Annotated in this window: 33 protein-coding genes; all 33 read left to right on the top strand. The window is 37.7% G+C overall.

Translation table 11 applies throughout. The features are described from left to right. Positions 1-33 precede the first annotated feature (33 nt). The 33 genes from LEUFL_RS0104700 to LEUFL_RS0104535 all read left to right on the top strand — a co-directional run bounded on the left by LEUFL_RS0104700 (position 34) and on the right by LEUFL_RS0104535 (position 26,287). Positions 34-468, top strand: coding sequence for a hypothetical protein (locus tag LEUFL_RS0104700; protein WP_010007822.1), 435 nt, complete (start codon positions 34-36; stop codon positions 466-468). A gap of 359 nt (positions 469-827) precedes the next feature. Continuing rightward, positions 828-1,415 carry a hypothetical protein gene (locus LEUFL_RS0104695; protein ID WP_010007821.1) on the top strand — a complete coding sequence of 196 codons (588 nt, stop codon included), beginning with the start codon at positions 828-830 and terminating at the stop codon, positions 1,413-1,415. A 179-nt stretch (positions 1,416-1,594) separates the two neighbouring features. After that, a complete protein-coding gene (locus LEUFL_RS0104685) occupies positions 1,595-2,056 on the top strand; it encodes a terminase small subunit (RefSeq protein ID WP_010007819.1) in 462 nt (153 codons plus the stop codon). Continuing rightward, a complete protein-coding gene (locus LEUFL_RS09770; protein WP_010007815.1) occupies positions 2,049-3,317 on the top strand; it encodes a PBSX family phage terminase large subunit in 1,269 nt (422 codons plus the stop codon). Before LEUFL_RS0104685 ends, LEUFL_RS09770 begins: the two co-directional genes overlap by 8 nt. Before the next feature lie 18 nt (positions 3,318-3,335). After that, positions 3,336-4,724, top strand: a complete 1,389-nt coding sequence (locus LEUFL_RS0104675) for a phage portal protein (protein ID WP_010007813.1) — start codon at positions 3,336-3,338, stop codon at positions 4,722-4,724. Positions 4,725-4,744: 20 nt separating this feature from the next. Further along, complete coding sequence (locus LEUFL_RS09765; RefSeq protein WP_010007811.1) at positions 4,745-5,770, top strand: minor capsid protein; 1,026 nt, start codon at positions 4,745-4,747, stop codon at positions 5,768-5,770. Between the two features lie 153 nt (positions 5,771-5,923). Further along, complete coding sequence (locus LEUFL_RS09760) at positions 5,924-6,499, top strand: phage scaffolding protein (protein ID WP_010007810.1); 576 nt, start codon at positions 5,924-5,926, stop codon at positions 6,497-6,499. Between the two features lie 12 nt (positions 6,500-6,511). Beyond that, complete coding sequence (locus tag LEUFL_RS0104660; protein WP_010007809.1) at positions 6,512-7,435, top strand: hypothetical protein; 924 nt, start codon at positions 6,512-6,514, stop codon at positions 7,433-7,435. Positions 7,436-7,443: 8 nt separating this feature from the next. Then, positions 7,444-7,704: a hypothetical protein gene (locus LEUFL_RS0104655; RefSeq protein WP_133264388.1), complete on the top strand. Its 261-nt coding sequence runs from the start codon at positions 7,444-7,446 to the stop codon at positions 7,702-7,704. A gap of 2 nt (positions 7,705-7,706) precedes the next feature. Further along, positions 7,707-8,126 carry a head-tail connector protein gene (locus LEUFL_RS0104650; protein WP_010007807.1) on the top strand — a complete coding sequence of 140 codons (420 nt, stop codon included), beginning with the start codon at positions 7,707-7,709 and terminating at the stop codon, positions 8,124-8,126. Continuing rightward, positions 8,123-8,515 (top strand): hypothetical protein, encoded by a 393-nt coding sequence (locus LEUFL_RS0104645; RefSeq protein WP_010007806.1) that lies wholly within the window; start codon positions 8,123-8,125, stop codon positions 8,513-8,515. Before LEUFL_RS0104650 ends, LEUFL_RS0104645 begins: the two co-directional genes overlap by 4 nt. Next, positions 8,499-8,942, top strand: a complete 444-nt coding sequence (locus tag LEUFL_RS12420) for an HK97 gp10 family phage protein (RefSeq protein WP_081458715.1) — start codon at positions 8,499-8,501, stop codon at positions 8,940-8,942. Before LEUFL_RS0104645 ends, LEUFL_RS12420 begins: the two co-directional genes overlap by 17 nt. A gap of 1 nt (position 8,943) precedes the next feature. Beyond that, a complete protein-coding gene (locus LEUFL_RS0104635; protein ID WP_010007801.1) occupies positions 8,944-9,177 on the top strand; it encodes a phage tail terminator family protein in 234 nt (77 codons plus the stop codon). 183 nt (positions 9,178-9,360) lie between these two features. Beyond that, positions 9,361-9,723, top strand: a complete 363-nt coding sequence (locus LEUFL_RS0104625; protein ID WP_010007799.1) for a hypothetical protein — start codon at positions 9,361-9,363, stop codon at positions 9,721-9,723. Positions 9,724-9,726: 3 nt separating this feature from the next. After that, positions 9,727-11,103, top strand: a complete 1,377-nt coding sequence (locus LEUFL_RS0104620; protein ID WP_010007798.1) for a phage tail sheath family protein — start codon at positions 9,727-9,729, stop codon at positions 11,101-11,103. Between the two features lie 17 nt (positions 11,104-11,120). Beyond that, the gene (locus tag LEUFL_RS0104615) at positions 11,121-11,579 is read left to right on the top strand and encodes a phage tail tube protein (RefSeq protein WP_010007796.1); all 459 of its coding nucleotides are present in this window, start codon (positions 11,121-11,123) and stop codon (positions 11,577-11,579) included. A gap of 55 nt (positions 11,580-11,634) precedes the next feature. After that, a complete protein-coding gene (locus tag LEUFL_RS0104610) occupies positions 11,635-12,054 on the top strand; it encodes a phage tail assembly chaperone (protein WP_010007795.1) in 420 nt (139 codons plus the stop codon). Then, positions 12,038-12,235: a hypothetical protein gene (locus LEUFL_RS09750; protein ID WP_010007794.1), complete on the top strand. Its 198-nt coding sequence runs from the start codon at positions 12,038-12,040 to the stop codon at positions 12,233-12,235. Before LEUFL_RS0104610 ends, LEUFL_RS09750 begins: the two co-directional genes overlap by 17 nt. 47 nt (positions 12,236-12,282) lie before the next feature. After that, positions 12,283-17,616 (top strand): tape measure protein, encoded by a 5,334-nt coding sequence (locus tag LEUFL_RS0104600; RefSeq protein ID WP_010007791.1) that lies wholly within the window; start codon positions 12,283-12,285, stop codon positions 17,614-17,616. A gap of 12 nt (positions 17,617-17,628) precedes the next feature. Continuing rightward, on the top strand, positions 17,629-17,946 hold the full coding sequence (locus LEUFL_RS0104595; RefSeq protein WP_010007790.1) for a hypothetical protein: 318 nt from the start codon (positions 17,629-17,631) through the stop codon (positions 17,944-17,946). Continuing rightward, a complete protein-coding gene (locus LEUFL_RS12930; RefSeq protein ID WP_193363723.1) occupies positions 17,924-18,301 on the top strand; it encodes a hypothetical protein in 378 nt (125 codons plus the stop codon). The genes LEUFL_RS0104595 and LEUFL_RS12930 overlap by 23 nt, the downstream gene beginning before the upstream one ends. 93 nt (positions 18,302-18,394) lie before the next feature. After that, complete coding sequence (locus tag LEUFL_RS0104585; protein ID WP_010007785.1) at positions 18,395-19,129, top strand: XkdQ/YqbQ family protein; 735 nt, start codon at positions 18,395-18,397, stop codon at positions 19,127-19,129. A gap of 23 nt (positions 19,130-19,152) precedes the next feature. Further along, a complete protein-coding gene (locus LEUFL_RS0104580; RefSeq protein WP_444849019.1) occupies positions 19,153-19,440 on the top strand; it encodes an XkdQ/YqbQ family protein in 288 nt (95 codons plus the stop codon). After that, complete coding sequence (locus LEUFL_RS0104575; protein ID WP_010007783.1) at positions 19,440-19,733, top strand: DUF2577 domain-containing protein; 294 nt, start codon at positions 19,440-19,442, stop codon at positions 19,731-19,733. The genes LEUFL_RS0104580 and LEUFL_RS0104575 overlap by 1 nt, the downstream gene beginning before the upstream one ends. 13 nt (positions 19,734-19,746) lie before the next feature. Next, complete coding sequence (locus LEUFL_RS09745; RefSeq protein ID WP_010007782.1) at positions 19,747-20,154, top strand: DUF2634 domain-containing protein; 408 nt, start codon at positions 19,747-19,749, stop codon at positions 20,152-20,154. Between the two features lie 61 nt (positions 20,155-20,215). Next, positions 20,216-20,623, top strand: a complete 408-nt coding sequence (locus LEUFL_RS13610; RefSeq protein WP_050792572.1) for a baseplate J/gp47 family protein — start codon at positions 20,216-20,218, stop codon at positions 20,621-20,623. A 35-nt stretch (positions 20,624-20,658) separates the two neighbouring features. Further along, complete coding sequence (locus LEUFL_RS13605) at positions 20,659-21,357, top strand: baseplate J/gp47 family protein (RefSeq protein WP_050792571.1); 699 nt, start codon at positions 20,659-20,661, stop codon at positions 21,355-21,357. Next, positions 21,350-21,880, top strand: coding sequence for a putative phage tail protein (locus LEUFL_RS0104560; protein WP_010007781.1), 531 nt, complete (start codon positions 21,350-21,352; stop codon positions 21,878-21,880). The genes LEUFL_RS13605 and LEUFL_RS0104560 overlap by 8 nt, the downstream gene beginning before the upstream one ends. Further along, the gene (locus tag LEUFL_RS0104555; protein WP_010007780.1) at positions 21,880-22,473 is read left to right on the top strand and encodes a hypothetical protein; all 594 of its coding nucleotides are present in this window, start codon (positions 21,880-21,882) and stop codon (positions 22,471-22,473) included. The genes LEUFL_RS0104560 and LEUFL_RS0104555 overlap by 1 nt, the downstream gene beginning before the upstream one ends. Positions 22,474-22,505: 32 nt before the next feature. Continuing rightward, positions 22,506-24,590, top strand: a complete 2,085-nt coding sequence (locus LEUFL_RS0104550) for a pyocin knob domain-containing protein (RefSeq protein ID WP_010007779.1) — start codon at positions 22,506-22,508, stop codon at positions 24,588-24,590. A gap of 55 nt (positions 24,591-24,645) precedes the next feature. Then, positions 24,646-25,107, top strand: coding sequence for a phage holin family protein (locus LEUFL_RS0104545; protein WP_010007778.1), 462 nt, complete (start codon positions 24,646-24,648; stop codon positions 25,105-25,107). Between the two features lie 2 nt (positions 25,108-25,109). Beyond that, on the top strand, positions 25,110-25,397 hold the full coding sequence (locus tag LEUFL_RS0104540) for a holin (RefSeq protein WP_010007777.1): 288 nt from the start codon (positions 25,110-25,112) through the stop codon (positions 25,395-25,397). Then, the gene (locus tag LEUFL_RS0104535) at positions 25,397-26,287 is read left to right on the top strand and encodes a peptidoglycan amidohydrolase family protein (RefSeq protein ID WP_010007775.1); all 891 of its coding nucleotides are present in this window, start codon (positions 25,397-25,399) and stop codon (positions 26,285-26,287) included. The genes LEUFL_RS0104540 and LEUFL_RS0104535 overlap by 1 nt, the downstream gene beginning before the upstream one ends. Positions 26,288-26,313: the final 26 nt, after the last annotated feature.

Genomic DNA, 26,313 nt, shown 5'->3' with positions numbered 1-26,313 from the left:
ATAAGTTGTCTAATCATTGAGGAATATATCTATATGAAAATTAAGTATTGGCTGTATAGAATAAATAATTTGGAATACCACTTTAATGAGACGTTTCCATGGGATCGTAAAAAGGGAAATGAAAATTGTAACATGAATATTGATAATATTCGTGTTATATCTAATGAACAATCTAGTAAAGTTAGTATTGCTTTTAAAGTCACATTGATATCACACTATGATAATGTCGATGAGGAGTTTAGATTAATAAAGTTTGATTATAAATACATATTTGACATGGAAGATTTTCCGTTGAATGATGCTGAGTATATAAATAATTTTGTATTTAAGCACGGCTTAGAAGCAGCATTATTTAGTGTAAAAGATGTAATCAAAAAGATAACAGACTTAGATTATCAACCAAGAATAAATGTAAATATGATTGCTGTTCCTTTTGATGCAGAAAACGAAAGCACAGAAAATATCTAAAATGGTTTTTAAAACATTTTAGATATTAATATAAATGACAATTTTTTCTGTGGATAACTCAACCCCTAAATATGGTGGTACTATTTTGGTACTTTTTGCCTAAAAAATGGTGTTAATATTGTAATATCGAAAAGAGTCAGACAAAAGTATGTGTGGCTCTTTTTATTTGCGTATCATTATTCAGAGGATAATTGAGTATGAATGATGAATACGCAAAAATATAGTTAAATAGATGAAAGACACTCCATATTGTTGTGATTTTTATTGGATTAATTGTACGGTTCGTCTCTTGTTTGGCATAGTGATTTTGTTGTTCAACGTTTTCCAGTAGTACAATCATGCCATTGGAGGTTGAAAGTGTGAAAGACATAGGTAATTATTGGGAATACTTTATAGAATGGATTAAGAGATTAAATTGGGGTACCGTTCCAGATTGGTTCGGTGCGTTAGGAACGATTGCTGCTGTTTTTGTAGCCGTTTACTTACCGTACCGAGCAACCAGACCAAGAGGAAAAGCTGAATTGGAATCTATGTATTACACTCCACAAGTTGAGTTAATGGGGTTTAAAGTGTCTTTTTACAATACAGGGTCAACTGCAATAAATATCCGTAGCCTATCTATTGGCCTAGTTGGTAGTACAAAAATGTTGCTTTTATCTATGGAATTTTTAGGCGGAGTTATTCAACCAGGAGAGGGATATTCTACAGGTTGTAACGCAGTCGGTGTTTATAAGACTCTTAAAGACATTTATGGTCCGAATAAAAAAGTGAAAATATATCCCAAAGTAACTGATTCTATTGGAAATATATATACTGGAAAAGTAATATCTTTGAGTTTGAAATCTATGAGGGAAGATTTGAAGTTTCAGTATCAATATTATAATTTGAATCCACAAGCTGCTAACGCAGAAAATGAGGAATTATTTAATACTAAAAAAATCGATTGAGATATGAATCATGTTACTTAAATTTAATGTGAAAAATAAACTTATTTTAACAAATAGGATTTTAAAATTAAGAGAGAAAAAACTTTACGAGAAAGCGGGGGGTTACCAAATGTGGTAGCCTTTTTATTTTGTGACAAGAGTAAACATTTACTATCAAAAAATGTAGAAAGGAGAGCAGATTGGACAAATTAACAACAAAACAAAAACGCTTCTGTGAAGAATACGTGAAACTTGGAAATGCAACTAGAGCCTATCAAGTTGCTGGATACGCTGTGAAAAGTGAAACGAGTGCAGCATCGTCAGCAAACAGAATGTTAAGAAATGTTAAGGTTAAATCCTATATTGACGGGCTTATGGGCGATTTGAAAAAGTCAACGATTGCGGATGCTGATGAGGCATTGGAAACGATCACTAATATTATGCGTGGTAATACAACTGATGAGGTTGTGATGATGAACCCGATCACTGGTACGGTGGAACGAGTTGAGAAACGCGTGGATAAAACTGTTATTTTAAAATCTGCTGCCGAAATACTCAAACGCCATCCATTACCAGTGGATATTAATTTGAATGCACCAACAAAGATTAATATTGTGGCGTCGTTTGATGATGTTGAAATACCGGAGCCCGAATATGAGTAATGAACGTGTGCTGACGTTAGATTTAAAGGACATGATAGCGCCACGTTTTTATCATATGTATTATGACATGATGAGAATAGCGCATTCAAATTACTATTTTGTTGGTGGCCGTGGTTCTACTAAGAGTTCGTTTATTGCCGTTATGCTGATGTTAATGCTGGAGGAAGATAGTAACGCTAGTGCTGCAGTATTAAGACGAGTTGCTGATACCTTACGTGATAGTGTGGTGGCTCAATTAAAATGGGCAATTAATAAGCTAGGTTTATCTGCTAACTGGAAAGCAACAACATCCCCATTAGAGATAAAGAATATCTACACAGGTCAAAAAATTATCTTTCGAGGTGCTGATGATCCTGAAAAGATTAAATCAGTGAAGGTTGATAAAGGGCATATTAAATTCATTTGGTTTGAAGAGTTGTCAGAGTTCAAGGCAGCAGCTGGTATTCGTAATATTAAGCAGTCTCTTGGACGTGGTGGTGAGCAGATGTTTATCTTCTCGTTTAACCCACCAAAGTCACAGCGTAATTGGACCAATGAATTTGTGGAACAAGAAAAGGTGCGTGATGATGTATTAGTTCATCGTTCAACTTATCTGACTGTCCCTAAAACGTGGCTAGGTAATGTTTTTATCAGTGAAGCTAAGGCGCTTAAAGAAGTTAATCCAACAGCGTATGAGCATGAATATTTGGGCAAGGTTGTTGGTACTGGTGCTGAAGTATTTACTAATATCATTAATCAACGCATTCCAGATGAATTGGCTGCAACATTTGATACGATTTATCGTGGCCTCGACTTTGGTTTTGGTGCAGACCCACTTGGGTATGTTGAATTTTATTATGACAGTACACGACGTCGTTTGTATTTCGTGAATGAGATATACAAAACGGGGATGAAAAACCGTGTAGCAGTTGAAGCCATTATGAAACTTAACAAAGACAATAATGTAGTGATTGCTGATAGTGCCGAACCAAGAACGATTGCTGAATTTAGAGACTTAGGGCTTAATATTCAACCAGCCGTCAAAGGACCTGGTTCAGTTGAACATGGTATCAAATGGTTGCAAGACCTAAATGCCATTATCATTGATCCACGTAGAACGCCTAACATTTATCGTGAGTTCTCAGGTTATGAGTTAGAAGAGGACCGTATGGGTAACTTACGTGGTGAGTATCCTGATCACGATAACCATACGATTGACCCAACACGATATGCTGCTGAACGTATTATTCGATTAGGTGGCTTTAAGCAGTGGAAGAAGTAATACACAGAGGTAAGTATAATGGATATTGAAAAAATCAAAGAGCTTGTTAAAAATAAAACATCAGAGCGTATTAATATCTATGCAAAATTTGATGAAAGCCAACGTTATTATGATAACCAGAATGATATTACTAATCGTAATAATGGTGAAAGTAAGCTCAATTCAAAGGGTAAAGATGATCCATTACGACCTGCTGATAACCGTGTGAGCAATAACTTCCATCAGCCTATTGTTGACCAAAAGGCAGCTTATTTGGCTACAGTAGCGCCACAAATTGATGTAGGTAATGGCCAAGATATCAATGATAAGATACGCGATACATTGGGTGATGGTTTTGCTAATACATTATTTGATTTGGTAGTTGATGCAAGTAATGCTGGTTTGGTGTGGTTACATTATTGGATAGACAGAGATACCAATACTTTTAGATTTGGCATCATCCCCCCTGGAGAATGCACACCAGTGTATGATAACTATCTTGAAAAGAACGTTATCGGGATGTTGAGAACGTATAAAAAGCTAGATGGTGATACTGGTAAGAATGTTTACATTCATGAGTACTGGAATGATACCGAAGTACAGATGTACCAATCACAGCCATACGGTGAAAGTGGTTCACGAGTATTTCAAGAGTATCAGGGCATTAATATTATTGATATCAGTACACAAGAAACTGTTGGCACTAGTAACACTAGGCAACATGAATTTGGTGAAGTGCCATTTATTGCATTTAGAAATAATAAGCGGGAACGTCGGGACCTAGATAAGTACAAAGGTTTAATAGATGTCTACGATAAAGTTTATAACGGCTTTGTTAATGATGTTGATGACGTACAACAGGTTATCCTGGTGCTTAATAACTACAGTGGTACTGATTTAGGTGAGTTCAAAAAACAGCTCGTTGAAGATAAAGCCATTAAAGTTGAAACATTTGCGGGTTCTGAAAAAGCAGGGGTTGATACTTTAACCATTGATATTCCCGTTGAAGCTAGAGAAAAACTGCTGACTAATACACGTGATGCCATTTACTATAATGCACAGGCCGTTAACCCGAATAAGATTGAATTAGGGAACAACACAGGTGTGGCCATTAAAATGCTTTATTCACAGTTAGAGTTAAAAGCTAGCGTTGTCGAAAAACAGTTTAGAATTGGTATCTCACAGCTTATTAGAGCGATTATGCGTTACTTGAATGTATCTGATTATAATACTCGTAAAATCACACAGACGTGGACGAGAACATCAATTACTAACAACGTAGAACAAGCGACAGTCTTACAACAGCTTGCTGATGTATCTAGTCTTGATACCATTGCCAAGAACAATCCACTAGTTGATGATTGGCAGGATGAAGTAAAGCGTTTAAAACAAGAACGTGAGGCAGGACATGATAGCTATGAACCATAAAAAATAGGTGGAGATCATTCATGGATTATTGGCAAGAGCGTCATCTAGAAAACAAAAAGGCTAGTCTAGCAAGAAGTGATGATTATGAACGGTATATTCTCAATCAATCTCAAGCAGCATTAAAAGAAATACAGCTTGTTTTACATAAATGGTTGAATAAATATGCGTTGTCTACTGGTATGACTATCGAGAGTGCTAATAAGAAATTACGGGGTAAATCATTAGATAGCTGGTATGAAACTTTAGATCATTGGGAAGAATTGGCCAGAAATGGCAGATATGAAGGGCGACTTAATTTAGCCTACTACCGTTTACAAATTACTAGATTACAGGCTCTTGAAGCTGAGACACAATTTGTCATAGCTAAGTATGCTGATTTAGAAGTTAAGTCCATGGAAAACACACTAGTTAATGAATTCAAACAAAATTATTATCGTGATGTGTATGAGATACAAAGTGAGAAAGCAACCTATGACAGTAACTTTGACAAATACACTGATGCACAATTAGAAACCTTTGTAAATCAGCGTTGGCACGGTAAAAACTTTAGTGAACGAGTATGGGGCAACTTTGTTAATGACTTGCCACAAGAATTAACTACTGCGGTAAGACGTGGCATATTGATGGGGATGAGTAATTACAACATCATTAAACATGCCAGTGCAAAGTTTCAAGAGTTTGAGCAATATAAACAACATCGACTTATCATTACAGAAATGTCTCATGCTGCTAATGAAGCCAGCTATAAGGCATATAAGACGGAACATATTGAGGAATATCGATTTTTGGCCACGCTTGAAACAAAAACGTGTGCAATATGTGGTGACTTGGATTATGAAACTTTTGCAGTAGATGATAGAAAAATCAGTGTTAATTATCCACCTATTCATGGTCATTGCCGTTGCACAACGGTGCCAGTGGTTAAGGGAGAAGAACGATTAAGCCATCAACGTTGGGCTAGAGATCCTGATACCAATAAAGGGAAGTACATCCCTAAGCAAACTTATAATGAGTGGGCCAATTCTGTTGGCTTAAATGATATATAAACATTGTTATCAAATAATGGCGTACCGTTAATATACGGCACGCTGTACATAATATATTCGCCCGCTAGCATACCGGGCGTTACAAATAGTGTGCTTTTTGTATGCACTCAATCGCGGTCGTTCCGCGTAATAAATCACGAGAGAGGTAAAACAATGAAGCGAGAACAATTAATTAAGTTAGGTTTATCAGAAGATCAAGTTAATGGTGTTATGAAAATTCATGGCCAAGATACAGAGTCTCTTAAAGATGCTGTTGCCTTACAGGATAAGGTCAATGAATTAACCACTGAACGTGATGGATTTAAAGCGCAAATCAAGCAACGCGATAAAGATATGGCCGAATTGAAAAAGATGGTTGGAGATAATGCTGACTATAAAGAGAAGTACGATGAGTTGAAATCAAAGTATTCAGATGATACTCAAAACTTACAGTCTAGCATTGATAGCTTGAAGTTAGATACGGCCATTGCTCAGGCTTTGACAGGTTCTAAAGCCCGCAATAATGATGATTTGATGCGATTTATCGATAAAAGTGAACTTAAGCTTAATGATAAAGGGGAGGTAGAGGGGCTATCTAACAAGATTGAAGCAATTCAAAAAGACAAACCTTACTTATTTGATTTAGGTAAGACAGATTCAGGATATAAGCCGGCTGGTGGAGATCCTGCTAATCAAGATGCAACAGATGCCTTTATTTCTGCAATGGGTGGCACTGTTAATACACAATAACGGAGGTAAGACATGGTTTTAAACTATGCAACAAGCTATCAAGCTGCATTACAAGCAACAATTTATCAAACACTTCTACATTCAAGCGATTTATGGAATTCGCCTGCCAATGCATTAGTTAATTTTTCAGGTGCCAAGCATGTTAAGGTGCCTAAGTTAACCATTGAAAGTGGCCGACGTGATCGTAAGCGAGCAACAATTACACAACCTGTCATGAATTACTCAAATGATTATGATGATTACGAATTAAAGTTTGAGCGTGATTGGTCAACGATTGTTGACCCATTGGATGTTGATGAAACAAATCAAGTAACATCTATTGCTAACGTAACAAATGCTTTCAATACACAACAAAAGATCCCTGAAAAAGATCGTTTTATGTTCTCTAAGTTATATAAAGAGAAGAAGGCATTTAACGATAAAGGGATTATTACAGATACTCTGACTGAAGAAAATGTACTGGATCTCTTTGATGAGTGGATGGCGCAGTTGGATGAATTACAGGTAGCTAATTCATTGCAACGTATTCTTTATGTGACACCAACTGTTAATAAGATTTTGAAGTCAGCACAGGCACGATCACGTTCAATCATTTTGAGTTCCTCATCAAGTATTGATCGTCGTGTTTACTCATTGGATGATGTAACTATTAAGGTTGTGCCAGCACATCTTATGCATACAACTTATAACTTTGAAGTCGGTGCATTGCCTGTTGATGGTTCACAGCAAATTGATATGTTCTTGATTTTAAATGGTGTTCAAATTGCACCAGAAAAATATGAATTTGCAGGATTTGATGCACCTACTGCTGCAAACTCTGGTAATTATTTGTATTACGAAAATTCATATGAAGATGTATTACTTTTGAAACCACGTAAGGATGGTATTTTCTTCCATATTTCTGATCGTAAAACAGGGACAGCACCACAAGGATAGGGAGACAGATGATGGCAAAAAAGTATATTGTTCTACAAGACTTCACTGATAAGTTGGCTAATCGTTTATACAAGAAAGGCGATACATTCAAACATGTTGGTGTGCGTAGCGAAAGGCTAGAAGAATTGAAGTCAGAAAAACATCCCCATCACAATGGTGCGATCATTGCTTTGAATGAGCAGTTGGATGTTCAAGATGACGAAATGGAAGTAGCCGAAGAAGTAGCTATTGAAAACGATGAGGAAACAGCTGACGACGTTAAGGAGTAACTATGCTAGAGGAACAGGTAACTCATCCCCGATATGATCATTTGTTAGCGACATTGAAATTGGTATCTCCTAAAAAGATTCAGAATAATGAGGAATACAGTCAAATGTATGACAAAATTATTGATTTGTTACTCAACAAAGCGATTAAAGATGTGACGACTTATACCCATATACCCGTTAATGAGTTGCCTGCTGAACTTGATGAAACGATTGTTATGATCGCTAAAAATACGATTGATTTGTCGGGCTTTACTACACCTGTTGAACAAATGGTTAACCAGAATGTTTCAAATTTGACTGAAGGAGATACAAGTGTGTCTTTTAAATCAGACGGTGAAGTTATGGCCAGTTTATTAGGTGTCAATCTCATTACAAATAGTTACTATGGGCTTCTAAATACTTATAGGCGGTTGTTGAGATGAGTTTATTTGGCGGAATGGGAAGTATTTTGAATACATTATATCGGGATAAAGCCACGATATATGGTTCTGGTGTTGCAAAGTCTGGACCATTTACTGAAACTCAACCAAAGATTATTGCCGAAGATTATCCATGTAAGGTTTCTAAAATTACTCAAAATGTTGTTCAGACAGATAGTGTTGGCATGATAGATTCTTTTGATGCAGTGTTGTTTATTGATGCCAATATTAAGATACCTGCTGCAGCTACTATTGTGGTTACAGACGTTAATGGATATCAGACGACCTATAAACGTTCATCAAGCGGTTATATGGGATATGAGAGTCATCAAGAAGTACGCATGAAGTTAGACAGAAAGGCATCAGAGGTGACTAATGTCAAGAATGGGTAAATTTGACGATGGTGAAATAAAATCTTTCTTGAGTAACTTGCAAAACTCACTTCATAATCAAGATATCTTGCAAGCTATGATTAGTGAGATGAATGATGTAGGTAATTTAGGATTGATTGCTGTCAAAGAGCGAACCCCAACTGATAAAGGTCGTTTAAAGAGTGCTTGGCAAAAGACATCAGCCACTAAACGTGGCAACGCTGTTGTTGTTGAGCTTGTCAATAATACTGAATATGCTGCATCTGTTGAATTTGGTCATCGGCAGAAGGTAGGAAGATACGTACCTGCTATCAATGCACGCTTGGTTACACCATTTGTGCCTGGTAAATTTATGTTGAAAAATTCAATGACTGAGATTGAAGCGCTTATGACACAACGAGTAGATAAACGCTTCACAGCTGAAATTAATAAATTATTTGGTAAATAATATGACAGATATTACATTGCTTATCGGTAATACTTTAGCGGATATTGATCCTGACATGATTATTTATCGTGATAAACAGGAAAATGGTGCATATGAAACACCATGTTATCTCATTCAAAGATTACCGGTGACTATTGGAAGCTCAATTGGTCATCATGAACATCGTATGTATACGTATGATTTGGTATATATGCCGGCAGAGGACAGCCGTAAAAACTATCTGATATTGATTTAAAGAGTGAGTTATTGATGGAAAAATTCAAACTTATTCAACCTAATTTTGCACGATTATGGCATCGTTCACTAAACATAGTGGACGATGTTTTGCATTTTCAGTTTGATATTTATGTGCAAGACCATGTCTCAGATGATGGGCCAAAGATGAATAACAATTTAATTTATGAAGGAGGATTGTTGAATGGCAACAGATAATTCTAAAAATTCATCTAGTACTAAGCCTGATGATACAAAGGTATCAACTAGTACAGATAAGAATGATAAAGATGTTTCAACCAGTACGAAAAACACTGTTACGCCTAAAGCGCAAAATAGTGCCAGTAAAACTGTTGAAACAAAAGAACCGATAACTGAAAAAGCAACTTCTGGTATTGATCCAGAAGTTTATGACAGTATCGAATTTACTCGTGAACAATTATTAACAAGTAGTTTTAACGATACAGACATGTTGATGATAAAAATGCTGACAAGGCCTGGGAGAACGTACACACGCCCTCAGATTCGTCAATTGTTTGCAGATTTTAAGAAGAAAGGACTTTTTTAAATTATGGCAGGTGGAAATTGGACATCACAAAACAAAGCACGCCCTGGAGCATATGTTGATGTTAGCTCTAACTCATTAACGGCAGCAGGATCAGATACTTCACGAGGTGTTGTTTTCTGGATTCATAGCGGTTCATTTGGTTGGGGTAAGAATGGTGTAACAGAAGTTGGCGGTGGTAGCGACTTCAAAGCATTATTTGGCGTTGATATTAACTCTAACGAGTTAGCAGCATTGAATGAAATCTTAAAGGGGGCACCTAAGAGTGTTCTAGTATTTAATTCTAATGCTGGAAACAAGGCAACAGCCACAAGTGATGTATTACCTTGGGTATTCACAGCTAAGTATGCTGGAGAAAAAGGCAACAGTGTTAAGGTAAGCGTTTATCGTGATGCCACTGATACGACAAAGTTAGATGTGGCCACATTCTTTGGAACAGAGTTGGTTAATACACAGTCAGTACGAAATGCATCAGAATTAAAATCTAATGCTTATCTTGATGTACAGGCAACTTCTGCTTCACAAGGGGATGATGGCCGTGCATTGATTGATGCGGTGTCATCAACGATTACACTTAATTTGTCAGGTGGCACAACGGTTCTAAGTGAAGATCTATTAGCTGAAATTAACCATGCTACTGAAACAATGAACTTTAATGTATTGACTGCCGCAGGAGCAGATAAAGATGCAAATATTCATTTGATGGTTTACAACACAATCAAAAGTTTACGAGAGAATGATGGCCTGAAAGTTACAGGTGTTGTTCCTGGTAGTGATAACTTTGATTACGATTATGAAGGTATTAGTGTTGTTCAAAATGGTGTGAAGCTGTTAAACGACAATGAACTACCTGAAACGGTTGCAGCGGGTTATTTTGCTGGTGTGAGTGCTGCAGCTGATATAAATGAGTCATTGACATATCGCTCATATCCTGGAGCTGTGGACGTAGTACCACGCTTTAGTAACAGTGATACAGAAAAAGCGTTACTAGCTGGAAAGATTGTTTTTACAGCACGTCGTGATGGCAGTGTTGTTATTGAACAGGACATCAACTCACACCACACTTATTCAGTATCAAAGAACCAATATTTCCGTAAGAATCGTGTGCTACGTGTCTTGGATGAAATTGCTAACAATACGCATGACACTTATGAAAAGCAATTTATTGGGAAAGTGGATAACAACCCACAAGGTCGTGATGTGTTTAAGGCTAACCGTATTACCTATTTGACAGGGCTACAAGCACAAGGAGCCATTCAAAACTTTGTACCAGATGATATTACGGTTGAACCTGGTGCAGATAAAGATGCCGTTGTGATGACGTTGGCAGTTCAACCAACGGATTCAATGGAAAAGTTATACGCAAAGATCACAGTTCAATAATCTAAGGGGGACAACAAATGCGTGATGTGTTATCAGGTAAAGATGTTATCAATTCAAAATCAGGTATGGTGACTGTCAATATTGATGGCCAAAATATTGAATTAATTGAATTGACAGAATTTACTGCTCAAATCGATAAGAACAAGGAAGATGTTCAAGTTATTGGCTCATTGTGGACTAAGAAGAAAACAACTAGTATTGCTGGTTCTGGTTCCATGGGTGGCAAGGTTATTAATTCAAATTGGGCTAAATTAGGTCAAAAGATGGCTAATGAGGGTGTTGATACATTCTTTGATGCCACAGTAGTCGTTGAAGACGAAACAAGTTCAGTTGGAAAGCAAACAGTAGCATTCCATAACATTAATATGGATAGTATCCCATTGGTGGCATTAGAAGCAGATGATGGCGTTATGGAATGGGAAAGCGACTTCTCGTTTGAAGGCTTTAACCTTGTATCGGCTTTTAATGGCATTTAATTAGTATTTACAAATCAATTGATATCAGAATTTAAAATTATAGGAGAAATTTATCATGACAGAAACAGCATATAATGTATCAGATTTTTTGAAGGAAAACGTTGAGGCAACAGTTGAGCAAAAGGAAGTGAAGATTGATCGTTTCCCAAAGCCTTTTGTTATTAAGACAATCACTGAAGCTGAGAACACAGCCTTACGTCAACGTGCTACGGTCAAGTTGCGTAGCAAGAATGGCCAAGTACGCACAGAAACAGACGGAGATAAGTATGCTGGCTTGTTAGTTGTGGCATCAACGGTTGTACCTAACTTTTCAGATGCTGTTCTACAAGAAAATTATGGAACAGGATCAGCTGTGGATACTGCTCGTACAATGCTTCGTGCTGGTGAATTCGCTACTTTGGCAAAAGAAGTAACTGAATTCAACGGCTTTAATGAAGATGTTAATGATTTAGTGGAAGATGCAAAAACTAATTAAAGGCGGTAATGGAGATTTTGCTTACTATGCTCATATGCTCAATAATCACGGATGGTCACCTAAACAATGGTCATCCCTAAGTCGTTATGAAAAAGCACTTGTTATTGCATCAATTAACATCAAAGTTGAGCAAGAAAAGGCAGAAATGAAGCGAGCAGAACGTCAGGCAAAATCAAAATGACGCCAAATACGGTGGCAACACCGTGTACATAATGTGGAGGGATATTTATGGGGTCGGGAACAACACTCAGTGCGACGCTACAGCTATTTGATAATTTTTCTAACAAATTAAATAGTTTAGATAGCAATATTAGTCGTAGTACATCACAAATTGATAAATTTAAATCAGCGGTTGAATCCAACATCAATAGCTCAGCCATGACAAGTTTTGCTAAAGGTATGGGTGAGTCGTTCAATCAAGCATACGGTACTGCTACGAAGACTGTTAGGAGTATGACCGAGATGGTATCGCCTCTTGAACAAGCAAAAGGAAGGGCTACTTCTTTAGGACAGGAATTACAGCGTTCTCAACGCGTGACTGATTTGACATCCAAAGCGTTATCAGAGGCACAAAATCATGTCCAAGAATTAGCCAATGGTGGTAAGGCTTCAGCATCTGAAATGTTGAAAGCTGAGAATAACGTGGGCCAATTAAAGTCCCAATTACAACAAGCAGAAAACAATACCAAAGGTTTGGCTATTCAATTTACGTCAGCCACAGCTAAAGCAGCACAATTACAGCAAGCAAGTGGTACGATTGGTGCCAAACTTAGAAGTTCATTACAAAACACCGCCAGTAGTGGCGGTGTTTTTGGTAAGTTGGCTACTGCAGCGATAACAACAGGTAATACTGCCAAGAATGCTTTTACTGGTTTAGGCAATAAAATTAGGTCTGAAACTAACACAGGTGCTAGTGGATTTAGCCAATTGACACAAACGGCAACAAAGACCGGTAGCATGTTTAAAAGTATGTTAGGTGCGAACTTAATTGGCGCTGGTATTGGTAAAGCGGTGGGCATGGTTAAAGATAGTATCGGTGGTGCTGTTAGTCGTGTTGATACACTGAACGCTTATCCAAAAGTTATGGCACAAATGGGCTATGCAACACAGGATACCAATAAGTCTGTTGATATATTGAAAAAGGGTGTTGATGGATTACCTACATCCCTACAGGATTTAACAAAAAGTGCTCAAAGCTTTGCTATTTTGGAAAAAAGTGCTACTGGAGGTGCTAAGACTGCTACCGCCTTAAATGATGCTTTCTTGGCATCAGGTGCTAGTGCTGGAGATGCGTCACGTGGTGTTGAACAATATTCACAAATGTTAGCCAGTGGTACCGTTGATATGACATCTTGGAGAACACTTCAAGAAACCATGCCTTATGCATTGACTAAAGTCGCTAATTCATTTGGGTTGACTGGTAAAAGTGCAGAACGTGATCTTTACGCTAAGTTAAAGAATGGTGATGTCACAATGGATCAGCTTAATAAGCGATTTATTGAGCTTGACGGTGGTGCCAAAGGGTTTGCAAATACTGCACGTACTGCAACCGGAGGTATCGGAACATCATTTGCTAATATGAAAAATGCAGTTACCAATGCAACGGCTACTGTATTAGATGCCATGGCTAAAGGTGGCATGACCAAAGTAATCGATGGTATTACTAATACAATTAAGAGCTCCGTGCCTACTATCAATCGATTTGCAACCACAGCAGTAGATGGGTTATCTAAAGGCTTCAAAACTGCAATGAAGTGGGGTAAAGAGTTCTGGAGCGTACTTAAAGATACAGGCGCTATTGATGACTTACAGGGCGCTTTCTTACAAGCTGGTTTTGCCATTAATGCTATTAAAAGTGCTTTAGCAGGTGTTAAAGGGCAAAAAGCAATTAATCCTATTGCAACTGCAGCACGTTGGGCAGCAGGCGCACTTAAACTTTTGGCGGGAGCTATACAAGGCGTATCTAATTTTATACAGAGTTTAGATCCTAGTACTATTCGGCATTTTACACAGTCATTACCGTTATTAGCTGTGGGTGCTTTAGCAGTAGTAGCTGCATTTAAATTCTTTAAGCCTATATCATTACTACTTGATCTGTTTAGAGGAAAATTGAATAGCTTGTCTAAGGGGATGTTCAGCTTTGGAAAAAGTGCAAAGCCTGTTCAAAAAACTACGGGGGCACTTAGTGGATTGGCTAAGATGGCAGGTATAGCTCTAGTTGTTGCCTCCATTGCCTTATTGGCTAGAGAGTTGAGTGGTTTAGCTTCTATTGGACCATCAGCAGTTGCTCCGTTATTGTCATTTGGCGCAGTTGTGGGTGGCTTAGCCATTATATTAGGATCAATGGGAAGCAAGTTGCAAAGCAGTGCTGTTGGTATTGGTGTATTTGCTGCATCTGTTTCTGCTATGGCTTTGGCAATGGTACCACTCGCTTCATTAGGTAGCACAGCCATTGGGCCTTTAGTAACATTTGGCGTTGTAATAGCTGGCTTAGCAGCAGTATTTGCAACATTTGGTTCAGCATTAACCGCCAATGTATTAGGCATTGCAGTGTTTGCTGCAAGTGTTTCAATTTTGGCATTAGCTATGGCACCGATTGCTCAAACAGGAACTGCAGGAGCCGTGGCCATGGCAGCATTTGGCTTAGTTGTTGCAGGGCTGGTTATCACATTTGCTTTATTTGGTACAGCTCTAACTGCTGCAATACCGGCTATGTTAGCTTTTGGTGCAACTATCTTGATGATTGGTATGGGAATGGGCTTGGCAATACCAGCCATTCAAGCATTACCTCCAGTCATTAATGCGCTATCTATGGCATTTGCTGTTGCAGCTGCATCAATTGCTAGTGCAGTATCTATTATCGTCATGAGTATCGCTATGGCTGTAGCATTAATCATTTCTTCTATTTCTGAACTTGTTAGTAGCATTGCTAATGGTATTTCACAAGTAGTTAATTCTGTGGCTGATGGTTTTAGTCAGGTTGTTACTTCAATTGGTAATGCCATGAGCCAAGTTGTGGATTCAGTATCTGGAGGTATCAGTAAGGTAGTTGATGCTATTGGTAATGCAATATCAGGTGTTTTGAATGCATTAGCCAAAGTCTTTGATTCTATCGGCAATGCTGCGTTATCAGCTGGTAGAGGGTTTGAAATGTTAGCAAATGGTGTTAGTCAATTAGTTTCGTTGCCATTAGGAAAGCTAGCAGGAACTCTAACTGCTACAGCTGTTGGATTAGGTGCAGTAGCTGCAGCAGGTCCTGGTCTAGCGATTGCAGGTGCCGGTATGTCCTTGTTATCAGCTGGAATGGTAACGGTGGTAGCAATGGCGACTGTATTATCTGCAACATTACCAACTGTTGGAACAGCCTTTACAAATATGGCAGCGCAAATACCAACCTTAGGTGCGGCATTTATTAGTTTGGCCACGGCATCAACTGCTCTGTTATCAGCATTTGGTATTTTGGCAGCGGAAATGGCAGTCATGGGTGCTGCTTCTGTTGTTTTGAGTGCAACATCATTAGTGCTAGTAGCAACGTTCACTATGATTACTGCAACAATGATTATGATGTCTGCTACAGCATTGATGGCTAGTGCAGCAATGTTAATGATCGCGACAGGTAGCATGTTGGCCTCAACGAGTATGGCGTTGTTAGCCACTGGAACGATGGCTGTTGTTACAGGATTGACATTAATGTTAGCGACGGTAGCAATGGTTTCGGCAGGTCTATTGATGATTAGTGCCACTACAATAGCTTTGACCGCAACGCTGACATTATTAACCGCCATGTCTATGGCATCTAGTGTTGCATTAGGTATTATGGGTGCTGCCGGTTTTGTAGCTGGTGCAGGACTAATAGTAGCTGGTACTGGAGCTACAATAGCAGGCGCAGGTCTGATGGTATTATCGGCAGGAATTATTGCCACAAGCGCAGCTCTTGTAGCATTATCAGCTGGTATTCAAGCCCTATATACAACGGTATCTTCTGTATTTAGTTCAATAGTTAGCGCTGTAATGTCTGCAATGAGTAATGTCGTTTCATCTGTAAGTAGCGGTATGCAAAGTGCTGTTAGCACAGTTAGAAGCTATGGCAGTTCATTGGTTAGCGCTGGTACAGACTTTGTTATGGGATTTGTTAATGGGATTAAAGGTTCTATTGGAGCGGCAGTAGATGCAGCAGCAAGTATGGCAAAAAGTGCTGTTAACGCAGCCAAAAGCTTTTTGAATATTCATTCGCCATCACGAGTAATGCGAGATCAAGTTGGAAAGTTCGTGGCATTAGGTATGGCGGTCGGTATTATCGCTAATGCTTCTTCGGTAAGTGATGCCAGTGCTAATATGGCAGAATCTGCTGTTAAATCAGCAGAAGGTTATGTAATGCCTGATATCAATGGTGGTAACGTGACAGCATATACATTGCCAGATATTCCAGAAGTTAAGAATGATCAAGTAACAATGTTAAGGTACGTTAATGCCGTACCAACAGCGCCACAGTTACAAAATCAATCAGCTATAAACTATTATGAAAATAGCGTTGAAGGTACGCCTAATATCAGTAATCAAACTGCAACTGTAGATTATATGAATATTGTGCCAACACAGCCAAGTATTGAAAATGCAAATGCAGCTATTCAATATCACAATGCAGTGCCAGAATTACCAGAAATTGCTAAGCAAGTTGTTGGTATTGATTATGTTCTTAATAAAATGGCAACGCCTAATGTTAAGGATCAAAATTCTACCGTGTGCTATAACCAGGTTTTGCAAGATGTTCCAAATATTCGAGATCAAATAGCAAATGTTCAATACAAAAGTGGCGCTCTGGAAACGCCAAAAATTAGTGATCGAGTAGCTACTACTCAATATGTCAATTCAATCCAACCACTAAACGATATCCAAAATCAAACTGCAAATATTGAGTACAAGAATATTGTACCGATGGCACCACAGGCTAATGGCCAAACAGTTATCAATCAATATTTGAGCAGGGCGGAGCCGTTACAAAATGTTCGAGACCAAAATGCTCATATTAATTACAGTAATGTTATTCCGATGACACCGCAGATTAGAGATCAGCATGCAAATCTCAATTATGATGCGCATGCACCTGTAATACCTCAAATAAGTGATCAGAATGCAGCCGTTCGATATACAGCTTCAATACCACATCCAAAGGATTTAACTCAAAACACAACTATGACTCATCAGGAGAATTTTACGGGGAGTTTCGATAATAATCTTATTAATGCAATTATTAATGGGTTTGATTTGGCTACTCAAGCAGTTTTGAAGTTTGTATCAGCTATTAGTGGTATTGGTGGTAGTGACACTGTAAACGTAGAAAACAACCGTTTAAACACTGACACTATTGCTAGGAATGATGATCTATTAGGTGTTCAACAACCCAAACCGGTACTCAATCATGAACAAGGTGATGTTGATGTAATTATTCAACCGGGTGCTATTGTTATTCAAAGTGTTAATGAGAACTATGATGCGGAGAAAATGTTGGCACTGATTGAACAAAAACTAATGGAAAAGCGTAATAAAACTTTAAGAAGGTGAGTTTAATATAGTATGGCTACTCAAAATAAAAGAGCACCAACAAAGAAAGGTGCTTCAATAGTTTCAACAAAGTCCAATAAAAAGAAAATTCATATTGGTGTGTATTTGACTAACCACAAAAATAAAACGATTGAATTACCGGTTAATCCAAGTGATATTGCACATGAGGCTACTTTGGGAAGTGAGGCCAAAGATGTGTCAGCTATTGGAGAGGTTAATTTAATAGGTAGTCAAAAATTACGTGAGTATGAATTTTCTTTTTTATTCCCAAAAATCCAAAAAAGTAAATTATACAACTGCACAAAAATTGCCATTTTCAGATGGTGTTGAGTATATTAAATTTATTAGAGATTGGCAGGATAGTAGGAAGCCTGGTCGTATTTTAGTTACTAGTGGGTATATGAATCTATCGATGATGGTTACGAGCTTCAAATGGGAATTCAGCAATGGTTTTGATGGTGAATGGGTTGCAACAATTAAGTTAACGGAATACCGAAAGGTTGCAGTTCAGAAAATATCAAATAAAAAACTGCTAAGAAAACTACACCTAAGAAAGGGAAACAAAGACCCAAGCCCGCTAAGAAAATTGGTATTGGCTCTGTGGTTATGGTTAATGGTCAGTTACATCGAGACAGTTATGGTAGTGGACCAGGTCAAATTGAAAAAATGCCAAACGGAAGATTAATTTTGTGGCACCTGGAAGAAAATATCCTTACCATGTGACTAATTTAAATGGCGGTTGGCGTGGTTGGGTATCTAAAAATGCGGTGAAATCAACATGACAATTTCAAAATTTATTATTAAACGACGGACAACAAATGATAGTTGGGATGTGCGGAGTTTGGTTTTACCTCCTAAATGGACGACAGATACTACTTATGAAGCTGGTGAATTATCGTTTGAGTTGCTGATGATTGATAATACTTTTATACCTCAAATGGGAGATGCCGTTTACTTCGGATGGAACGGTAACAATGTCTTCATGGGATATATTTTTAGTGCGGAATACAGCAAGGATAATAAAACGATAAGTTGTGTCGCTTATGATAAGCTACGATATCTTAAAAATCAGGACTCGATTGTTTGGCCAGTTTCGACTTTGTCACAACGATTTGAACGTGTAACAAAGGCAGCTGGTATTACGCATAAAGTCGTAAATAATTCTACGTATAAGTTGAAAACAGAAGTAGCAGATCAAAAAACATACTTTGAAATGCTGCAGACAGGTATTGAAAATGTTTTATCTGCAACAGGGACACGCTATTATATTCGAGACAATTACGGCACAGTAGAGCTTCTTAAAGCGCAACAAACACAAACCGATTTAATATTAGGGGATGCCTCATTATTAACTGATTTCAACTATACGCAGTCTATTGATCAATCAGCAAACACGGTCAAAGTGATCCGTGAAGATAAGCATAGTAAGAAACGTAAAGTTGTAACATATGATGAAAAACTAAAAAGAAGAAAACCAAAACGGAAACGACGTCTTGGACTACTACAACAGTAAAACATGCCGATTCAGCAGATCATATTAAGCAATGGGGAAGATTACAGATTGTCGAAAAAGCTGATAACGATATGAACGATGCACAAATGTTAACCAAAGCAAAGCAACTTTTAAGAGAGAAGAATAAAATCTCTCAAACATTAAAAGTGACTGCTATAGGATTATTAGGTATTCGAGCAGGGACGAGCTTTTATTTTCGTTCTCAAGAGTTAAAGACATTTGGTTTTGGCCAAAAATTAGTTTTTCCAACCAAAGTCACGCATACCTTCGACCCAAATGATTGGACGATGGATATAGAGGTACTAATCTAATGGCAGGTGAAAAGTTAATTGATTTTATTATGCAACGTCATGGCAACAGTTCAGAATATGCCGATATTATATTTGGAATTGTGTCATCCATTAACCCGTTAACAATACAAGTTGGCGATAAACTAACATTGCCTTCAGAATTATTGATACTTGGTCAAAATGTCTCTAAAAGAAAAATTAAAATTGATGGTAAAAGTGTTGAAGTTGACCAATCTTTAAATACTAAGGATAGTGTGGCCATGATACGTATGGATGGTGGTCAAACATTCTTTGTATTAGAGAAGACAAGTTAGGAGAAATCATGATATGGATGATGACCAAATAGTACAAGAATATCCATCAGATGACGTTAATATCAATGATCAGGAATATACTGATGATGAATTAGACGATACCATAGCTGAAGAGATTGATGACAGTGAAGAACAGTCGTTACCGTCTTTGACGTATAGAGTTGAGAACGGGCGAATTCGTTCTATGGTTGATGGACAAGATGCAATTATGCAAGCTATTCAAAAAATACTTATGACAGAACGTTTTGTTTTTGTAATCTATGATGAACAGTATGGCCACGATATCAATGAGCTAATCGGTAAGGATATGGATTATGTTTATGATGATGTTGAACGCGTTATCCGAGAAGCGTTATTGGCAGATGATAGGATTGATGATGTTGAAATTTTAAAAAAGAAATTGTTGAAAAGAATAGTTTAGAAGTAGCAATAACGGCTTCCACCATATACGGTGAAGCCGTTTTTAATATGGAGGTAAAAACATGACAACTCCGGAACAATTAGCAGATAGTATGCAACTATTTACTGCTGATTACTTTATGAATAATGCTCTAGGTCGTGTACCGGATAATATTGATACTCGCCAGGGATCTATCATTTATGATGCTATAGCACCAGTGGCGCAATCATATCAAGAATTAGCTTTAAATATGCGTAATATTATTTTGGAAAGTTATATTCAAACGGCTTCAGGCGAATATTTAGATTATCGCGCACAAGAAAAAGGTACGTTCAGGAAGAAAGCAACATTTGCTGAGGTTATTGCTGAATTCTACGACGATAATGGTGAGCGAACTTCTGTAGAAATTGGTGATAGATTTGCAACTATGAGCGCCAATCCTGTGTTTTTCGCAGTCAAACAAAAAATGGTCAGGGTTCGGCTACTCTAATTGCTGAAACGTCTGGCATAACTGGTAATACCTATTTGGGCCAAATTTTACCGGTCACAGCTAATGATAGAGTATCGATTGCAAAGATTACGAGTATTACCGTCCCAGCTCGTGATAATGAAGCTGATGATGAATTAAGACAACGCTTATTAGAAACAGCAAACGTCATTAAGTATGGCGGTAATGTTGCAGATTATATTGATATGACGCTAAAGCAAAATGGTATTGGTGGTGTACAAGTTTATCCAGTATGGAATGGTGGTGGAACTGTTCGACTAGTCATTATTAATAACGAGTTTGATGTTCCAAGTCCAGAATTAGTCAATGAGATTAAAAACATTATTGATCCCAAACAGTACGAAGGAAAAGGGTATGGATTAGCACCCATAGGCCATAGTGTGACTGTTGCAGCGCCAACCATTAAGACAATTAGTATTTCAATGAAAATTGTAGTTGATAATACAACAACGTTTGATTTAGCAAAGGAAAACATTAATAAAATGTTATCCAAAATATTTTTGAATCTCCGTAAAAAATGGGACACCTTAGTTAATGCAAGAGACTATAACTTGACTGTATATAGGGCAGCAATCATCGGTGAAATAATCAAAATTGATGGTGTTGTTAACGTGGAAAGTTTACGACTAAATGGTCAAGATAATGATATCTCTCTTGTCTTTAGTAATGCTTTACAAGAACTGCCTGTTTTGGGGGAGGTCAATGTAAATGGCTAATTATAGATTGATGAGGTTAAAGAATTTCTTGCCAGAGTATTATGACGATATCTATGACATGCAAATGTTGCTTCAGGTGGAGCAATCTCAATTAGATGAGTTACAAGCAGCTTTTTCTCAATCACATCAGAATATGTTTGTCTTAACTGCTGATGAATCGGCCATTAATATTTTTGAATCTATTTATAACTTAAATGGTACCGGATTGAGCTTAGAAACCAGACGATATAACGTGTTAACGGCAATGCTGCCACCTGAACCAATAACACTCTTATATATCAATAACTTAATTAGGCGTCTTAATATTAATGCGAAAATCGAGTCTGTTTCAAAAAATTATCATGTTAATTTACAGATGTATGAAGTTGATGGAGAGTCTAGTCATCGATTAGATCAGTTACTCCAACGGTTTTTACCAGCAAATTTGACGTATACAAAGATACTTAATGAAACAAGTAATACACAACAAGATATTAATATTGGCGCAGCTCATGCCACATCTATTGAAATCGGGGGAAAGTGATGGAACAATTTCAACAACCAGTATTATCAAGTAAGTTTTTAAATTTATTGGCTAACTCATCGACAACGGCAGATAGCATCGTCTTTAAACGTGCTATTGTTAGTTCGGATAAACATAGTATTAGTGATTTGAAAGCGTTCGATGATACTTATATTCAAACAATAAAAAAGGTTTCAGAATCAACATTTTCAGATGTTCAGCAAAATGATAATAGCTTAGTTCTTGTGACAGTTTTCTCTTCAAACGGTAATCCTGTAAATTATGAGATTAACACGGTCATCTACACCGCAACGTATAAGGGACAAGAATTTTTAGCATTCTCTCAAATTGCTAATTGGCCTATTAAGGTTCCTGCAGGTAATGAAGCCGAAGTTTACAATTTAACGCTTAAGCCTAAATTAGTTATATCGTCTACTAGTGCTATTGCAACAACTGTTAGTCCAGACTCTTTAGCCACAAATGAACGAGTTGATAGTAAGGACACTGCTTTGCAGAAACAGCTAGATGATGCTTATAAAGATCGTCGAAGTATTTGGGATAATTTTTCAAAGTTTATGACAAAAAAGGTACCCAAACTATTGATGCTCTATTGACTTTTACCCAGAAGATACAAGGACGTATTACCTTGGCAGATAAAGCTGATAGTGCTGATAAATTAACTAAAACCAAAAAATTAAATGGATTTGATTTTGATGGTAGTGCTGAAGAATACAACATTCCAGCCGATTTAAAGCCAAATTATTTGTGGGATGGCGCTGACTTAGATAATCTGAAAGTTCCAGGTCTATATGTTGGTTATAAGGTTAAACCGAAAGGGTATAATGCACCAATTAATATCAGCATATTAATAGAAGCTACAGATGGCCGCTATTCTGTCAAACAGATGAAAACCGATTTTGATACCAAGATTATTAGTGCTCGTTTTTATAGCAATAACACATGGTCTACATGGGATAAGTTACCTTCTGAAAGTAGTACTAATGATTGGAGTGGAGATAATACTTTCCAAAAAGAAATTGTCGCGAAAAAAGGATTGAAAGGCAATGCCACGACATCTAGCACAGCTGATAAGTTAAAAGAGGGTGATCAGCAAGTGAAAGGTAGCTTCACCTTACCAAATGACAATTCAATGCTTAGAGTTGGTAATGACGGAGACATGGCCATTGTTAAAAAGCAGGGGAGTCAAGGCACATTTGTTGTTGGTGCTGGTCGCTCGTTTATTATTAATAAAAGTGATAAGTTGCCTGTTAATGTTACAGATAATATGAATAAAATATTTGAAGTAACGCCCACAGGGATAGTTATGGCTAATCGCTTTACTGGTTCTGCGGATAAGTTAACAGTCCAAGACAGCTCTAATACAGATCTTGATAAATTAACAACGGATGGTATATACAAGGTATGGGGCGTTAAATTAACAAATTATCGTGGTGGTTGGACCGTTTATGGGACAGTGGCTGTTACTACTTACGGTAATAATATTCAACAAATAGTTTTTGAAAATAGTGATAATACAATCAATGTTCGTTGGTTTTCAGCTAATAAGTGGACTGATTGGGGTGTCGTTGCTAGGGATAATCAAGCGACAATTTGGAAAAGCAGTCAAACTTTTCAAGGTGGATTAGAAATCAGTCACGCTACACCATTTATTGATTTCCATTTTAAGAATAGTACTAAAGATTTTACATCAAGAATTATTGAGGATATTGAGGGGCGTCTTGCCTTTAGAAAAAGCGATGGCAGTGTTGGCACTATATTAGCAAACTTGCAAGGTAATGCTGATACGGCAACTACTGCCCGTTCACCACAAGTTATTGGAATACTGCCAAATCAAAGCCTAAACGATTATAAAACACCGGGTTCTTACTCATTTCAAGACGGTAAAATTAATAATTCTCCCGTAAATAACTGGTTTTCACTTTCAGTTATTTCAATTGGGTCATATAACGGTACGCAAATTTTACAAGATTCTAACACGGGAACTATTTGGATTCGTGGTTGGAGTTCAACTAATACCTGGACAGAATGGACTCAAATATCCGGATTGAATAGCGATAATAAGTGGACTGGTAAACAAGAATTTTCTAAGGCCATTGTTGGTAATTTGCAGGGGAATGCTGATACGGCAACACGTACTGGAATGATTGATATTTCTAATAATACTAATCTCAATGATTTAAAGGATAACGGAAACTATTCATGTGGAACAAACAATACGTACAATAGCCCTGTTTCTAGGTGGTTTACCATTGTCGTTGTGCGAAATGGAGACTATAACGGAACTCAAACATTGACTGATACAAACAGCGGTAATGTTTGGGTAAGAACGTGGAGTAGTGGTAACCAATTTACAAATTGGGAAAAGATGAGTAAAGATAACACTGTCGTTCACAATAGTGGCGATCAGTACATCAATGGTCGTGTTGGTGCAAAGTCATTTGGTGGTAACGCTGACACGGCAACAAATTTGCAATTACAATATTTGCCAAAAGGTTTCCACGTTGATGGTATTAAAAGTAGTGGCACTTACACACAAATTGACGGTGATATAAAGGGATTGCCAGCATATCCTGTTTGGGGAATTATGGAAGTTACCAGTAACGGCAATGATGTTATTCAAAGATTTAACGTAACTAACGGGGCAGATGATATCGTATTTTGTCAAAGAAGGTTCGCATTAAATGAATGGTCTGGCTGGAAGAAGTTTTAGTAGCTGGAAACAGCAAAGTTAAGGAGTAAGCAAATGAAAATGCATAGGAGTATACATGGAACAATTATTACAATATTTATTCGTTAATTTAAACGGGGCTACTGAAACAGCAGTCCTTTTTATTTTGGTCTTTTTTGACACCTTCTTAGGGTCACTATGGCGTAAAAGAAATGGGGTTGCACGGACAAGTGGTGGTGGACTAGGTGGTTTAATCACGTCCATTCCACTGGCATTGATGCCGATTGTGATTTGGGGGTTCACAATTTTAATATCAGTTGTTCCCAATCATCTTGGTGGTCGTGATTTTACTTTTCAACCGCTGATTTTTGATGTGATTTCATTTATTGTCACGGTGATTATTGGTTCTTATATGTTGAAATCAATTTATGCCAATATGCAGCTGTCTGGTATGGATATCCCGCCATTTTTAAAAAAGTGGGTGGAAGATGAGTACCATGTGAAATTACAGAAAATTGAAGATGAACCGCAAGCAGCAAGCAAAGAAAGAGAGCAATGAGTATGGATTTAATTACATTTTTTAACCTGGCAACCGCCACTGTTTATGGCTTTATCGCCTTACTAACATGGGTGGCTATTCAAGCCGTTAAACAAACTAAAGTGGATAATCGTTATCTACCGTTAATTTCAATTATTTTAGGCACTTTGATTGGTTTTATAGCGGCCCACTTCATTTATGTCACAGATGCTTGGTTAGGGGCAGCGTTCGGCTTTATTTCTGGGTTTGCTGCTACTGGCCTAAACGAAACACTTAATCACTATGCTTTTAATCCTAAGGAGGAAAAATAATGGCTTATAATGTTGCTGCAGCGATTGCAAATATGCGATCAGGAAAAGGTCGCACGATTTATTCAATGAATTACCGTCAAAACGAGAACCCACGAATGCGAGATTGTTCAAGTTCGATTGCTGAAGCACTTTTGGCTGGTGGTGTTAATGTTTATTATGCTAACGGAATGGCACCCAACACAGTTGGTATGTTGCAAATGGAAGGAACCAAGTTCCAACGGATTACTGAGGCACAAGCCCATACAGGAGATATCTGTATTATGGGTGGTCGTGGTGGTAACGGGGGTGCTGGACATGTCTTCATGCTAACGTCTGATAGTGATGAAATTGAATGTACCCCCAATGGTTGGAATGGTGCGGGCGTCTATGTTGATGCCTCTTCAGTTGTTACTGCTTATGCTATTAATGAAGGTAACTATGGTTATTTGAAAACGATCGGTTGGCAAATGGATTGGTTCCGACCTATTGCCGGTGGTACTGCAACAAACGGTAGTCATGCCATTCAAAAGAGTAATAGTAATCCGGTCGACCAGGTACTGGATATTGGCTCTAAAGTACGCTTTGATGGTTTTTATCATTTGGATTCGATGCAAGAATATGGTGATGAGGGGAAGTACTATGCTTACAACCAACAGATTAGTTATGGTTTGCCCGACTATAATAACTACATCCCCATTAGTGAGTTAACTGAAGTTGATAAGAATGGAAAACCAACCAAGGATCAGTTGTTTGATTTCAAGCCAGGCTGGTTGGAAAATACTTACTTCCGCTTTAATGGTACTTACAAGGTGATCGATATTGATGAAGAGAACAATGCCGTATGTATTGAAATTGGTGGGGAACCCGTTTGGACTACAGCAGCAGTATCAGGACTAAAAGAAGTTAAATAGAAACTAAAAAACACCTCGCTTAGTTG

The sequence above is a fragment of the Leuconostoc fallax KCTC 3537 genome (assembly GCF_000165675.1).
Lineage (GTDB): Bacteria > Bacillota > Bacilli > Lactobacillales > Lactobacillaceae > Leuconostoc_B > Leuconostoc_B fallax.
This window is presented reverse-complemented; position numbering and strand designations above follow the sequence as displayed.